The organism is Nonomuraea sp. GTA35 (assembly GCF_041950525.1).
GTDB lineage: Bacteria > Actinomycetota > Actinomycetes > Streptosporangiales > Streptosporangiaceae > Nonomuraea.
In genome coordinates this window covers 394,194-408,302 of record NZ_JBGNUV010000006.1, presented here as the reverse complement: position 1 = coordinate 408,302, position 14,109 = coordinate 394,194, and the positions used below count along the sequence as shown (strand labels likewise).

The window sequence follows — 14,109 nt, the reverse complement described above, 5'->3', positions numbered from 1 at the left end:
ACCTCACGATGACTGCCGGCACGATCATGCCGTACGACGAAGCGCTCGAGCGGTTCGAGCCGGTGCTCGGCCTCGAGACGCATGTCGAGCTGGGCACCAAGTCGAAGATGTTCTGCGGTTGCAAGACGACCTTCGGCGCCCCGCCCAACACGCAGGTCTGCCCGACCTGCCTGGCCTTCCCCGGCGCGCTGCCGGTGGCCAACGCCCAGGCCATCGAGTCGACGATCCGCATCGGCCTGGCGCTCAACTGCTCGATCGCCGAGTGGTGCCGCATGGCCCGGAAGAACTACTTCTATCCGGACATGCCGAAGAACTACCAGATCTCGCAGTACGACGAGCCGCTCTGCTTCGACGGGTACATCGACGTCGAGGTCGACGGCGAGACCGTGCGGATCGAGATCGAGCGGGTGCACCTGGAGGAGGACACCGGCAAGTCCACCCACGTGGGCGGCTCGACCGGGCGCATCCACGGGGCCGACTACTCGATCGTCGACTACAACCGCGCGGGCATCCCGCTGGTCGAGATCGTGACCAAGCCCATCCCGGGCACCGACAGGCTCGCGCCCGAGGTGGCCAGGGCGTACGTCACCGAGCTGCGCGAGATCATGCGCTCGCTGGGCGTCTCCGACGTGCGCATGGAGGAGGGCTCGCTGCGGTGTGACGTCAACGTCTCGCTGATGCCGCGCGGTTCGTCCGAGTGGGGCACCCGTACGGAGACCAAGAACGTCAACTCGCTGCGCAGCGTCGAGCGGGCCGTGCGGAGCGAGATCGAGCGGCAGGCCGCCGTCCTCGCCGGCGGCGGGAAGATCATCCAGGAGACCCGGCACTTCCACGAGGACACCGGCACCACCACGTCCGGCCGGTCCAAGGAGGAGGCGCAGGACTACCGCTACTTCCCCGAGCCCGACCTGGTGCCGATCGCGCCCGACCCGGCGTGGGTGGCCGAGCTGAAGGCGGCCCTGCCCGAGCTGCCGTCGGTCAAGCGCAAGCGGCTGCAGACCGAATGGGGCCTGTCCGACCTCGACATGCAGGCCATGCACAACGCCGACGCCATCGACCTGGTCGAGGCCACGGTCGCGGCCGGCGCGCCGGCGGCCGACGCGCGCAAGTGGTGGATGGGTGAGCTGGCGCGCAGGTCCAACGAGACGGGCACGCCGCTGGCCGACCTGCCGATCACGCCCGAGCAGATCGCCCGGGTGACCGAGCTGGTGGCGTCGGGCGCGCTCAACGACAAGCTGGCGCGCGAGGTGCTCGAAGGCGTGCTGGCCGGCGAGGGCACGCCGGACGAGGTGGTCGAGCGGCGCGGGCTGAAGATCGTCAACGACGAGGGCGAGCTGTCGGCGATCATCGACCAGGTGCTGGCCGACAACGCCGACGCGGCCGAGAAGGTGCGGTCCGGGAAGATCGCCGCGGCGGGCGCGCTCGTGGGCGGCGTCATGCGGGCCAGCAAGGGCAAGGCCGACGCGGCCCGGGCCCGGCAGCTCATCCTGGAGAAGCTCGGCGTCAGCGAGGGCTGACCCCGATCCATCCGGTTGGCCCCGTCGATCCGGACAGATCGGCGGGGCCACTCCAAGAACCACGAAGAAGGATGCCCGGCCCGGGCCGCGGCTACTCCTCGCGTGACGGTCGCGGTCAGTCCTCCCCGCGTGGTGCGGGGGCGAGGCCGCGGCGGGCCAGGAGCTTCCTGAACAGGGGCGTCAGGAGCGCCAGCACCGACAGCACGAGCAGCACGGCCGCGATCGGGCTGCGGACGAGCACGCTCACGTCGCCCGCCCCGATGGCCAGCGCCCGGCGGAGCTGGATCTCCGCCATCGGGCCCAGGATCATGCCGATCACGGCGGGCGCCACGGGCAGGCCGAAGCGCCGCATGGCGAAGCCGAGCAGGCCGAGCACGTACAGGACGAACAGGTCCACCACGGTGCCGTTCAGCGCGTAGACGCCGAGGGCGGCGAAGAGCACGATCCCGGCGTACAGGTACGGCCGGGGGACGCGCAGGACGCGGGCCCAGAGCGGGGCCATGGGCAGGTTCAGCACCAGCAGCATCGCGTTGCCGATGAACAGCGACGCGATCATGCCCCACACCAGCGCCGGGTTGTGGTCGAAGAGCTGCGGCCCCGGCTGCAGGCCGTACTGCTGGAAGGCGGCCAGCAGGATGGCGGCCGTGGCGGAGGTGGGCAGGCCCAGCGTGAGCAGCGGGACCAGGGTGCCGGCCGCGGAGGCGTTGTTGGCCGCCTCGGGGCCCGCGACGCCCTCGATGGCGCCCTTGCCGTACTCCTCGCGGGCCACGCCGCGGGCCAGGCGCTTCTCGGCCGCGTACGACAGGAACGTGGGGATCTCGGCCCCGCCCCCGGGCAGCGCCCCGAACGGGAAGCCCAGGGCGGTGCCGCGCAGCCAGGGCAGCCAGGAGCGGCGCCAGTCGGAGCGGCCCATCCACGCCCGGCCGACCGGCACCACCTCGGGAGGCGCGTGGCGCAGGCGGGAGGCCACGTACAGGGCCTCGCCGAGCGCGAAGAGGCCGACCGCGACGATCACCACGTCGATGCCGTCGAGGAGCTGCGGGATGCCCAGCGTGAGCCGGGCCTGGCCGGTCTGCTGGTCGATGCCGATCAGGCCGATCACCAGGCCGAGGCCGAGCGAGGCCAGGCCGCGCACGACCGAGCGGGACAGCACCGACGACACGGCAGTGAAGGCCAGGACGGCCAGCGCGAAGTAGTCCTCGGGGCCGAACGCGATCGCGAAGCTCACCACCGCGGGCGCCGCCACGACCAGGAGCGCCGTGGCGATGGTGCCGGCCACGAACGAGCCGATCGCGGCCGTGGCCAGCGCCTGGGCGGCCCGCCCGCGCCTGGCCATCTTGTTGCCCTCCAGCGCCGTGATCATCGACGAGGACTCGCCCGGCGTGTTGAGCAGGATGGAGGTGGTCGAGCCGCCGTACATGCCGCCGTAGTAGATCCCGGCGAACATGATGAACGCGCTGGCCGGCGGCACCGTGAAGGTGATCGGCAGCAGCAGCGCCACGGTCATCGCGGGCCCGATGCCGGGCAGCACGCCGACGAGGGTGCCGAGCGTGACGCCGATGAGCGCGTACAGGAGGTTGACGGGGGTGAGCGCGGCGGCGAAGCCGTCGAGCAGGAGCTGGAAGGAGGTCACAGCGCGAACACCCCGTTCGGCAGGTTCACACCCAGGCCGTTGACGAACAGCAGGTACGTCGCCACGCCCATGACCACGGCGATCACGGCGGCCCGCAGCCTGTGCTCGGCCCCGAGCGCCACCGACAGGCCGAAGAACAGCAGGCTCGCGCCGACGATCCAGCCGAGCAGGTCCAGCAGCGCGGCGAAGGCCAGGAAGATGCCGCTGACCAGGGCGAGGCTGCGCCAGTCCGTGGGCGCGGCGGCGTTCACGTCCTCGCTCTCCTCGGGGTCGCCGTGGCCGCCGCGCAGCACGTCGGCCACGTAGAACAGGCCGATGAGCACCATGGCGCCGCCCACCAGCATGGGGAAGAAGCGCGGCCCGATGCCGAGCTGGGAGGCCGCCGCCGACACGTCGAGCGTGCCGACCACGACGAGCACGCCCAGCACCAGCACCACGACCGCCAGCCCGAGCTCGGGCCGCCACCGACGCCCGATCATCAGGAGACGAGCCCCATCTCGGCGATGATGCCCTTGACCCGGGTCTGCTCGGCGTTGAGGAAGTCGGCGAACTGCTGCCCGGTCTGGAAGGAGTCGATCCAGCCGTTCTTGGTCACCGCGTCCTTCCACGGCTGCGAGTCGTGCATCTTGGTGACCGCGTCCGTCAGGGCCTTCTTGTCGGCCTCGGAGAGCCCGCCGGGGGCGACGAAGCCGCGCCAGTTGGCCAGCTCGACGTCCAGCCCGGCCTCCTTGAGCGTGGGGGCGTCCAGGCCGGGCAGCCGCTCGGCGGAGGTCACGCCCAGGGCGCGCAGCTTGCCGGACTTCACGTGCTCGGCGAACTCCGCCACGCCGGAGATGCCCGCGCTGACCTTGTTGCCGAGCAGCTCGTTCAGCGCCTCGCCGCCGCCCGAGTGGGCGATGTAGTTGACCCGCTTGGGGTCCACGCCGGCGGCCTTGGCCATCAGGCCGGCCACGATGTGGTCGGTGCCGCCCGCGGAGCCGCCCGAGATCGACACCTTCGCCGGGTCGGCCTTCCAGGCCGCCACCAGGTCGGCCACCGACTTGTACGGGGACGCCGCCGGCACCACGACCAGCTCGTACTCCTCGGTCAGCTTGGCGATGGGCGTGGTCTCGGCGAGCGTGACCTTCGACTTGTTCTGCTCGATGGCGCCCACCATGACCAGGCCCATGGTCATCAGCAGGTTGCCGTTGCCCTTCTCGCCGGCGAGCTGCGCCAGGCCGATCGTGCCGCCGGCGCCGGGCACGTTGAACACCTCGACCTTGCGCTGCGGGTCGGCCGTCTTGAACGCCTGCTCCGCTGTGCGGGAGGTCTGGTCCCAGCCGCCGCCGGGCGCGGCCGGGGCCATGATCCGCAGGGGTCCGGCGGCGGAGGTGCCGCCCGACTGGCCGCACGCCGTCAGCGTGCCGAGGGAGAGTGCCGCGAGAGCGGCGAGTACGCGCAAGCGCATGATCACTCCAGGGGGGATTTTCACTGTTATGGAACTGGCATGGTGAAGTGCCGTCCGCGGCCCGTCGAGGCTTTGCGCGCTTGGCGTCATAGTGGTCGTATTGGTCGCGACCCGGACGTGACCTGTGTTTGTTTCCATGGGCCAGGTGAGACGGGTTCGTGACGCCTCCCTGGGGACGCAGCTGTTCGTCCTCCAGATGGTGATCGTGCTGCTCGCCGTCGGTGGCACCGGAGGCGTGTGGGCCGAGCACACGCGTGACCAGCTCGACGAGCTGCACCAGCAGCGGGCGCTGGCCATCGCGCAGTCGGTGGCCGGGCTGCCCGAGGTCAGGAGGGCGTTCGGGCTGGCGCGGCCCGAGAGCGTGCTGCAGCCGCTGGCCATGAGCGTGCAGCAGGAGACCGGCGCCGACTACGTGGTGATCGCCAACACCGAGCAGGAGCGCTACGCCCATCCCAACGCCTCCCTGATCGGCAAGCGGCTGTCCACCGACGGCAGCGCGGTCCTGCGTACGGGCCGGAGCTGGGTCGGCACCGAGACCGGCACCATCGGCACGACGGTCAGGGGCAAGGCCCCCATCCGCGACGAGTACGGCACGGTCATCGGCCTCGTCTCGGTCGGCGTGCTGGAGACCACGGTCATCAGCCAGGTCTTCCAGGCGCTGCCGCCGCTCCTGTGGACCGCGCTGGCCGTGCTGCTGGCCGGGCTCGCCCTGGCCGCGCTGATCACCGCACGGGTGCGCAGGCAGACGTTCGGGCTGGAGCCGCGCGAGATCGCCGCGCTGCTGGAGCAGCGCGAGGGCGTGCTGCACGGCGTCAAGGAGGGCGTGCTCGCGCTCGACCTGGCGGGCAGGGTGACCCTGGTCAACGACGCCGCCCGCGAGCTGCTCGGGGACGTCGGCGCGGACCTGACGCAGATGCCGGTCTCCGAGCGCATGCGCGACGTGCTCGGCGGCGCCGACCCCGGCGAGGACCGCATCGTGCTGCACGGGGACCGGGTGCTGGTGCTCAACCGCACCCCCGTCTGGGTACGCGGGCGCCACCGCGGCTGGGTGGTCACCCTGCGGGACCGCACCGAGCTGATCCGGCTGGCCCGCGAGCTGGACGACGCCAGCAGCGCCACCGACGCGCTGCGGGCCCAGGCGCACGAGTTCGCCAACCGCATGCACACCGTGGTCGGCCTGCTGGAGCTGGGCGAGCACGAGGCGGCCATCGGCTTCATCACCCGCACCACCCACGGCGCCTACTCCACCGACCTGCGCGCGCGCATCCAGGACCCCACGCTCGCCGCCCTGCTGCTGGCCAAGTCGGCCGAGGCGGCCGAGCGCGGGGCCGAGCTCGTGCTGGCGGAGGACTCCTCGGTGCCCGAGGGCCTGCTCGGCGATCCCCGCGACGCGGTCCTCGTGGTCGGCAACCTGGTCGCCAACGCCATCGACGCGCTCGACGGCGCGCAGGGCACGATCGAGGTGTCGGTGCAGGCCGACGCGGGCGGGCTGCGCGTACGGGTCGGCGACTCGGGCCCCGGCATCGCGCCCGACCTGGTGGAGGAGGTCTTCAGGGAGGGGTTCACGACGAAGGCCGCGAAGGCGGGGCCGCGCGGGCTGGGGCTGGCGCTGACCCGGCAGGTGTGCCTGCGCAGGGGCGGATGGGTACAGGTACGGAACGCGGGCGGAGCGGTCTTCACCGCGCTGCTCCCGGCGAAGGCAGGTTCCTCGTGATCCGCGTGCTGGTCGTCGACGACGACTTCATGGTCGCCCGCATCCACAGCGGCTACGTGGGCCGGGTGCCGGGCTTCAGCGTGGCCTCCGTCGCGCACAGCGGCGCCGACGCGCTGGCGGCGGCGGCCGAGCTGCGGCCGGACCTCGTGCTGCTCGACATCTACCTGCCCGACATGTCGGGCCTGGACGTGCTCAAGGCGCTGCACGACGTGGACGTCCTCGTGGTCAGCGCCGCCCGCGACGTGCCCACCGTCAGGGAGGCCATGCGGGGCGGCGCGGTCAACTACCTCATCAAGCCGTTCACGGCCGCCGCCCTGGCCGAGCGCCTGCGGCAGTACGCCGACACCCGCAACCGCCTGACCGCCATCGGCCCCGAGGCCCGCCAGGACGACGTGGACCGGCTCTTCGGCACGCTCAAGACCGCCGTCCCCATGCCGAAAGGGTTGTCGGCGGCCACCTGCGCTCTGGTCGCCGATACCCTGCGAGAGGCGGGCCGCGACCTGTCAGCCGCGGAGGCTGCCGAGCTCACGGGCCTGTCGCGGGTCAGCACCCGCCGCTACCTGGAACACCTGTGCGCGGCGGGGCAGGCCGAGTTCCGTCCGCGTTACGGCACGGCCGGCCGGCCGGAACATCGCTACCGGTGGCTAGGTTGACACATTTCCGTAGCCATTTCCCGTGACATATGCGGATGTGCGTGCCTTACTGTTGCCTGAGACTTGGCTGCGGACCGGGAGGAGATTGAGGCGTGCGAAACGCCGGACCGATCGAATCACCGACCGACCCGTTCGCCTCGGTGCCCTTACCGACGTCGGCTGTCACCAGAAGACCGCGGATCGAAGGACTGCCCCCGGGGGTCTCCCGGGACATCTTCGGCCCGCCGGAGAAGCAGGAGCCGCAGCCGGCCCAAGGCCCGAGCGCCCCGGGCGGTCCGTCGGGCAAGGGCACGCTGCCACCGGTTCCGCCCGCGCAGCCCTGGCCCATGGCCGCGGAGAAGGGGCCGGCGAGCCGGCCCACCACCGCGTTCGGCACGCCGGAACGGCCCTCGCCGTTCGAGCCCGAGCCGCCCCGGCGCCGCCGGCTGCTGCCGGGCCTCATCGTGTTCGTGCTGGTGCTCGCGGCCCTGGCGTACGTGGTGCCGGCCGTGCTCATGTCCGGCTCCGTGCTGCGCGGCACGCGCGTGGCCGGGGTGGACATCGGCGGCCTCACCGTGACGCAGGCGGCCGACAAGCTCCGCACCGAGCTGGGCGCCAAGCTCAGCAAGCCCGTCGTGGCCGACATCGGCGGCAAGAAGGACACCATCCAGCCCGACGAGGCCGGACTCGAGCTCGACGTGGTCGCCACCATCGGGCAGGCGCCCAGCGGGTTCCCCAGCCCGGTGGAGGTCTGGCGGGGGCTGGTCGGCACGACCGAGCTCCAGCCCAGGATCAGCGTCGACTCCTCCCAGCTCACCAGGACCGTCGAGGGGCTGGCGGAGAGCATCGACAAGCCCGCCGTCGAGGGCCGGGTGACCTTCTCCGGGCTGCAGCCCAGGGCCCGCCGGCCCGAGGACGGGGTGCTGCTCGACCGGGACGACGCCGTACGCAGGGTCAGCCAGGCCTTCCTGAACGGCGGCGGCCCCGTCGTGCTCACGCTCAGGCCCGCCAAGCCCGCCACCACCCCCGAGGCCGTCACCGAGGCGATGGCCAAGGCCAGGGCCGCCGTGGCCGCCCCCCTGACGCTGACGCTCGACGACAAGCAGGTGCAGATCCCGCCGGCCATGATCGCGGCGAACCTGACGTACAACGCCGACGGCGACGGCGGGCTCGCGCCCCGGTTCGACGCCGAGCGGGTCCTGGCCTCCGTCGAGAGCAGCCTGGTGGACGCGACGCAGCAGCCGCGGGACGCCTCGTACCAGATCGTGAACGGCAAGCCCGTCCTGGTGCCCGCGCGCACCGGCCGGGGGGTCAACGACAAGCTGCTGGCCAGGGACGCGGAGAAGGTGTTCGCCGAGGGCGGGGAGCGCACGATCCCGGTCCGGCTCGGCACCGTCGCGCCGGCCGTGGACACCACGCAGATCCAGGGGCTCGGGATCAAGGAGCTGGTGGGCGAGTTCACCACGACGTTCGACTGCTGCCAGCCCCGGGTGAAGAACATCCAGCGGATGGCGCAGGAGGTCGACGGGTACCTCGTCAAGCCGGGGCAGACGTTCTCCGTCAACGAGGTGCTGGGGGAGCGGACGGTCGAGGACGGGTACGTCGAGGCCGGGCAGATCGTCGGCGGGCGGATGGTGAACATCGTCGGCGGCGGCGGGTCGCAGTTCGCGACCACCATGTACAACGCGGCGTTCTTCGGCGGGTTCGACGACGTGGAGCACCAGCCGATGGACTACTACGCGCCGCGGTACCCGGCCGGGCGGGACGTCGCGCTGCTGTACCCGGACCTGGACCTGAAGTGGCGCAACGACTCGGAGTTCGGGGTGCTGATCAAGACCGCCTTCACCGAGACGTCGGTGACGGTGGCGTTGTGGAGCACGAAGCGGTACGACCGCGTGGAGGCCGTGGCGTCGGAGCGGCGGGACTTCACCCCGTTCCGGCGGGAGAGCAGCGCGGCGGCAGGTTGCCTGCCGACGGTGGGGGAGCAGGGGTTCACGATCGACGTGACCCGGGTGTTCTACAACGATGGCAAGGTCCTCAAGAAGGACAAGAAGCTGACCACCAAGTACCGGCCGCAGCCCCAGACGACCTGCACCGCCGTCACCCAGTAAGACCCCTGAGCGCCCGCGCGGGCGGCATCGCGGCGGTCGTGCCGCCCTGATGCCGCCCGAGCGCGAGCGGCGGTCAGGACGGGGTGACGGACATGATGCGGTCGTCGCCGTCCTTGGGGGAGCCGCGGCCGTCCTTGTTGCTGGTGCCGACCCACAGCTTGCCGTCCGGGGTGGCGGCGACCGCGCGGAGCCGGCCGTAGCGGTCGGTGAAGTGGGCCACCGGGGCGCCGGCGGAGCCGTCCTCGCCCAGCGGGATCTGCCACAGGCGCGCCCCCCGCAGGGCCCCCACCCACAGCGACCCGTTCGCGTACGCCATGCCTGACGGCGACGACTCCGCCGTGGACCAGGTGAGGATCGGGTTGATGTAGCGCTGGTCGTCGCCGCGGCCCTCGACCTCCGGCCAGCCGTAGTTGCCTCCCGGCTCGATCCTGTTGACCTCGTCGTAGGTGTTCGCGCCGAACTCCGAGGCGAACAGGCGGCCGGAGCCGTCCCAGGCCAGGCCCTGGACGTTGCGGTGGCCGTAGCTGTAGACCAGCGTGCCGAACGGGTTGCCCGGCGCGGGCGCGCCGTCCACGGTCATGCGCAGGATCTTGCCCCCGAGCGAGTCGCGCCGCTGGGCCAGGTCGCGGTCGCCGACCTCGCCGGTGGTGGCGTACAGGAAGCCGTCGGGGCCGAAGGCGAGCCGGCCGCCGTTGTGGATGCCGCCCTTGGGGATGTCCTGCACCAGGAGCTGCTGGTCGGTGAGTCCGCCGTTGGTGAGGCGGTAGCGGACGATCCGGTTGTCCAGCTCGGCGGTGTAGTAGAGGAAGAGCTGGTCATCCTTGGCGGCCACGCCCATGAGGCCGCCCTCGCCGTCGGGCCTGGCGTCCTCGATCTTGGCCAGTTCGGTGACCTGGCCGGTCCGGGTGACCCGCAGCACGCGGGCGGTGTCGCGTTCGGTGACCACGGCGTCCCCGCCGGGCAGGAACGCGATCCCCCACGGCACGGCCAGCCCCGTCACCACGTCCTCGGGAGCACTCGGAGCGGCGCCCGCCGACACGGCCGCCGTGGGGAACACCTCTCCGCCGCGGTCGGTGCAGGCCGTGAGCCCGGAGCATGCCGTGAGTGCGGTCAGTAGCATGATCGTCCAGAGCTTCCTCATGTGTTCCATACTTCCCCCGTAGTCGTAAGGTTCTCGGCATGAAGACCTGGGTTCCGTCCGATTCGGTGGCAGATGTACTGTCCGAGCTTCCTGGCGTCGAATGCGCCGTCTATGACGGCACGTCCGCGATGCCGGATGGGGTGGAGGATGTGGAGGTGTGGATCCCCCCGTTGGTCACCGTGCCCGACGTGCCGGGGACCCTGGCCAGGATGAGCTCGCTGCGGTTGCTGCAGACCGTGACCGCGGGCGTGGAGCCGTACCGGCCGCACATGCCCGAGGGCGCGGTGCTGTGCAACGCGCGCGGCGTGCACGAGGCGGGCACCGCCGAGTGGGCGGTGGGGGCCATGATCGCGGTGCTCAGGGAGTTCCCGGGGTTCGTGGACGCCCAGCGCAGGGGCGAGTGGACCTACCACCACACCGGCGTGCTGGCCGACTCGACCGTGCTGATCGTCGGGTACGGCTCCATCGGGGCCGCGCTGGAGCGGCGCCTCGACGGGTTCGAGGTGGAGATCGTCCGCGTGGCCAGGAGCGCCCGCGACGGCGTGCACGGCATGGACGAGCTGCCCGCGCTGCTGCCGGAGGCGGACGTGGTCGTGCTGCTCGTGCCCGCCACCGCCGCCACGGCCGGGATGGTGGACGCCGCGTTCCTGGCCCGGATGAAGGACGGCGCCGTGCTGGTGAACGCCGCCAGGGGCGGGGTCGTCGACACCGACGCGCTGGTCGCCGAGCTCAAGACCGGCCGGCTGCGCGCCGCGCTGGACGTGACCGCCCCCGAGCCGCTGCCCGAAGGTCACCCTCTGTGGAGCGCGCCGGGCGTGCTGATCACCCCGCACGTGGCCGGCAGCACCCCCGCCTCCGTACGGCGCACGCTGCGGCTCGTCCGCGCCCAGGTGCAGAGATACCTGGCCGGCGAGCCGTTGGTGAATGTCATCACCGACTCGTACTGAGAGGATCCCGGAACGTGGCTGGTCCGTGACCTTCGGTGCGTACGGTTACGTTTGCAGGGAGTTCCTGACTCACTGTCAAGGAACTCTTGGCGGCAATTGGTCTGTCTGGTTATCAGATCGGTGACGACATCGGCGTTGTCACCACCCGCGCACCCACGACAGCACACACTGGCGAAGTGATCGACCGGGCTTCGGCGGTCACTGGTGCAGAGTTCGAGACGGGATGGGCAACGACTGTGATCCGCTGGCGTGATCCCCGGGTGCCGCCGGCCGCCGCTGCGGCGGCAGGCGCGGCGGCGTTCGCCGCCGCCCTCCTGACGGAGAGCCCGGCCTTGGTCACCGGAGCGGTCGCCGGAGGGATCGCGGCGCTGGTCGCCGCCGCCTCCTTGCTGATCGCCTCGGTGAAGCAGGCGGCCACGCATCGCCCGACGGCGATGGGCGCGCGCTGGATGGGCGGTGGCGCCATCATCTGGACCGCCGGAGTGGCGCTGCGGCCGTTCACCGAGAGTTTCGTCGACAGCTTCGCGGACATGTTCATGCTGCTCGGCACGGTGATCACGGCGAGCGGCGCGCTGGTGGCCGCCGACCGCAGGTTTCCGGCCAGGGCCGCTTTACGGCAGCTCACCGACGCCTACCTGTGCACGGCCTCGCTCTTCCTGATCGGCTGGATGGTGGCGCTGCGCCACGTCTACGCCGAGACGGCCGACGCGGCCGTGTTCACGCTGGTCATGCTGCCGCCGCTGGTGGGGCTGCTGGTGACGTTCGCCGTGATCCCGTCGGTGCTGACCAGCAGGTCGTCGTCCTGGCTGCTCGGCCTGGCCGGCGTGGGCGTGCTGGCCACGATGACCGTGGCCGGGATGTCGGCGGCGGTGGCCCGGCTCATGGACGCCGAGCCGCAGCTGTGGGGCGTGATGCTCGCGCCGGTCGCGTTCCTGCTGCTGGCGGCCGTCCCGTGGGGGCCGCGGGTCAAGCAGGCGAGCCGGCCCGCGGTCGGCCACGCGGTCGCGATCGTGCCCCTGGCCCTGGTGGCCGTGGCCGCCGGCACGCTGCTCGTGCACCAGGCCGGCGGGCGCACCGGGGCGCCCGTGACCGGCGTCGTGGTGGTCGCGGTCTCCGTGGTGCTGCTCCTGCTGGTGCGGTTGTTCGTGGTCTCGGCGGCGAACGTGCGCCTGCGCAGCCTGGTCAAGCTGAGCGAGCGCCAGCTCAAGGAGCTGGCGGAGAGCACCGGCGACGTGGTGTTCACCTGCGACTACGAGGGCGTCGTACGCGAGATCGGCGCGGGCGTCGAGGTGACGTACGGCTACGGCCCGCAAGAGCTGGTCGGCGGGTCGATCTTCGACTACATCCACCCGGAGGACGTGCCGGGCATCCAGGTCGCCATGCGCGCGATGAACCTCGCGGAGGACAACGCCGCGCCCGGCGCCTGCCTGATCGCCTGCCGCGTGCGCGCGGCCGACGGCACGTGGCGCCCCACCGAGTCCGTGGCCACCCGCCACGCCGGCGGCGAGGACCTGATGCTCGTGACGACCAGGGACGTCAGCGACGAGGAGGCGCTGCGCAACCAGGTCGCCCACCTGACCTTCCACGACGGCGTCACCGGGCTGCCCAACCGCGCCTACTTCGAGGAGCGCACCCGCGAGGTGCTGTCGGGCCGCACGGCGTCCCCCGGCACGGCGAACGTGGCGGTGATCTTCCTCGATCTCGACGGGTTCACCTCGGTCAACGACTCGGTCGGGCACGCCAGCGGCGACTACCTGCTCGGGCAGGCGGCCCGCAGGCTGCGCGGCGCCGTGCGCGCCGACGACACGCTGGCCCGGTGGGGCGGCGACGAGTTCGCGGTGCTCGTGGAGACCGGCGGCGACGCGCAGATCGCGGTGGACCTGGCCGAGCGGCTGGTGCGCGCGGTCTCGCAGGAGCCGTTCCGGGTCGCCGACCGCGATGTGGCGCTGACCGCGAGCGTGGGCGTCGCCTTCACCGAGGACGACGTGTCGGCGGGCGACCTCATGCGCAACGCCGACGTGGCCATGGCGCGCTCCAAGGAGCTGGGCGGGCGGCGCGTGGAGGTGTTCGCCGCGCAGATGCACGCCGACGTGATACGCCGCCTGGAGCTGGCGGCCGACCTGCAGCGGGCGCTGATCGAGCAGCAGTTCGCGATCGAGTACCAGCCGGTGGTGGACCTGGCGACCTCGCGGGTGACCGCGGTGGAGGCGCTGGTGCGGTGGTGGCGCGGGTCGGTGTTCGTGCCGCCGGAGCAGTTCCTCGGGGCGGCCGAGGACACCGGGCTGATCGTGCCGCTGAGCGAGTGGATCCTGCGCGAGGCGTGCCGCGAGGTGGCCGCCTGGCGGGCCTCGTCCTGGGACATCGGGCTGTCGCTGAACCTGTCGGCGCGCCAGATCATGGCGCCCAGGTTCGTCGAGACCGTGGAGGAGGCGCTGACCGAGAGCGGGCTGCCGGCCTCCGTGCTCACGCTCGAGGTGATCGAGGAGATGCTGGTCGAGGACGCCGAGGAGACGATCAAGCGGCTGTCGGAGCTGCGGGCGCTCGGCGTGCGGCTGGCGATCGACGACTTCGGCACCGGTTACGCCTCGCTGGCCTTCCTCAGGCAGCTCCCCGTCGACATGATCAAGATCGACCCGTCGTTCGTGTCGGGGCTGGGCAAGGACGACACGCTGACCCTGCTCACGCGCACGATCGTGCGCCTCGGGCACGACCTCGGGCTTATCGTGGTGGCCGAGGGGATCGAGCGTCCTGAGCAGCTCGAACTGCTGAAGCAGATGGGCTGTACGAGGGGGCAGGGTTTCCTGGTGGCGCGGCCGATGGCGGCGCGCGGGGTCGACTCGCTGATGCGGACGAGTCTCACTGTTTGAGACTTGTGTCCACGAAGTTGGCGCGATGGCGTTCGTTGCGGCTATGGTGTAGGGCATGCTTCGCAGTGAGATTCTCGTAGTACTTCGCCGGCGCGCAGGC

General features: G+C 71.9%; 10 protein-coding genes. 6 read left to right on the top strand and 4 right to left on the bottom strand.

Annotated features, from left to right (window positions below):
* The first annotated feature begins 8 nt into the window (after positions 1-8).
* A complete protein-coding gene (gatB, locus tag ACBJ32_RS28490) occupies positions 9-1,517 on the top strand; it encodes an Asp-tRNA(Asn)/Glu-tRNA(Gln) amidotransferase subunit GatB (RefSeq protein WP_357872144.1) in 1,509 nt (502 codons plus the stop codon).
* Between the two features lie 115 nt (positions 1,518-1,632).
* Here gatB and ACBJ32_RS28485 read toward each other — a convergent pair whose 3' ends face one another.
* Genes ACBJ32_RS28485 through ACBJ32_RS28475 form a run of 3 tightly spaced genes read right to left on the bottom strand, consistent with a single transcriptional unit; the run spans position 1,633 to position 4,597 of the window.
* Positions 1,633-3,150, bottom strand: a complete 1,518-nt coding sequence (locus tag ACBJ32_RS28485; protein ID WP_375129285.1) for a tripartite tricarboxylate transporter permease — start codon at positions 3,148-3,150, stop codon at positions 1,633-1,635.
* Positions 3,147-3,629 (bottom strand): tripartite tricarboxylate transporter TctB family protein, encoded by a 483-nt coding sequence (locus tag ACBJ32_RS28480; RefSeq protein WP_375129284.1) that lies wholly within the window; start codon positions 3,627-3,629, stop codon positions 3,147-3,149. Before ACBJ32_RS28480 ends, ACBJ32_RS28485 begins: the two co-directional genes overlap by 4 nt.
* Positions 3,629-4,597, bottom strand: a complete 969-nt coding sequence (locus tag ACBJ32_RS28475) for a tripartite tricarboxylate transporter substrate binding protein (RefSeq protein WP_357872153.1) — start codon at positions 4,595-4,597, stop codon at positions 3,629-3,631. Before ACBJ32_RS28475 ends, ACBJ32_RS28480 begins: the two co-directional genes overlap by 1 nt.
* 136 nt (positions 4,598-4,733) lie before the next feature.
* Between ACBJ32_RS28475 and ACBJ32_RS28470 the strand changes: the two genes are divergently transcribed.
* The 3 genes from ACBJ32_RS28470 (at position 4,734) to ACBJ32_RS28460 (ending at position 9,054) form a co-directional block, all read left to right on the top strand.
* Positions 4,734-6,311, top strand: a complete 1,578-nt coding sequence (locus tag ACBJ32_RS28470; protein WP_357872156.1) for a sensor histidine kinase — start codon at positions 4,734-4,736, stop codon at positions 6,309-6,311.
* A complete protein-coding gene (locus ACBJ32_RS28465) occupies positions 6,308-6,964 on the top strand; it encodes a response regulator (RefSeq protein WP_357872159.1) in 657 nt (218 codons plus the stop codon). The genes ACBJ32_RS28470 and ACBJ32_RS28465 overlap by 4 nt, the downstream gene beginning before the upstream one ends.
* A gap of 326 nt (positions 6,965-7,290) precedes the next feature.
* Positions 7,291-9,054 carry a VanW family protein gene (locus tag ACBJ32_RS28460; protein ID WP_375129282.1) on the top strand — a complete coding sequence of 588 codons (1,764 nt, stop codon included), beginning with the start codon at positions 7,291-7,293 and terminating at the stop codon, positions 9,052-9,054.
* Positions 9,055-9,127: 73 nt separating this feature from the next.
* On the opposite strand, the gene ACBJ32_RS28455 is transcribed toward ACBJ32_RS28460, so the two are convergent.
* Positions 9,128-10,195: a PQQ-dependent sugar dehydrogenase gene (locus tag ACBJ32_RS28455; RefSeq protein WP_375129281.1), complete on the bottom strand. Its 1,068-nt coding sequence runs from the start codon at positions 10,193-10,195 to the stop codon at positions 9,128-9,130.
* Between the two features lie 38 nt (positions 10,196-10,233).
* Between ACBJ32_RS28455 and ACBJ32_RS28450 the strand changes: the two genes are divergently transcribed.
* Both ACBJ32_RS28450 and ACBJ32_RS28445 read left to right on the top strand, forming a co-directional pair.
* A complete protein-coding gene (locus tag ACBJ32_RS28450; RefSeq protein WP_357872167.1) occupies positions 10,234-11,142 on the top strand; it encodes a 2-hydroxyacid dehydrogenase in 909 nt (302 codons plus the stop codon).
* Between the two features lie 236 nt (positions 11,143-11,378).
* Positions 11,379-14,009, top strand: coding sequence for a putative bifunctional diguanylate cyclase/phosphodiesterase (locus ACBJ32_RS28445; RefSeq protein ID WP_375129280.1), 2,631 nt, complete (start codon positions 11,379-11,381; stop codon positions 14,007-14,009).
* The last annotated feature ends 100 nt before the right edge of the window (positions 14,010-14,109 follow it).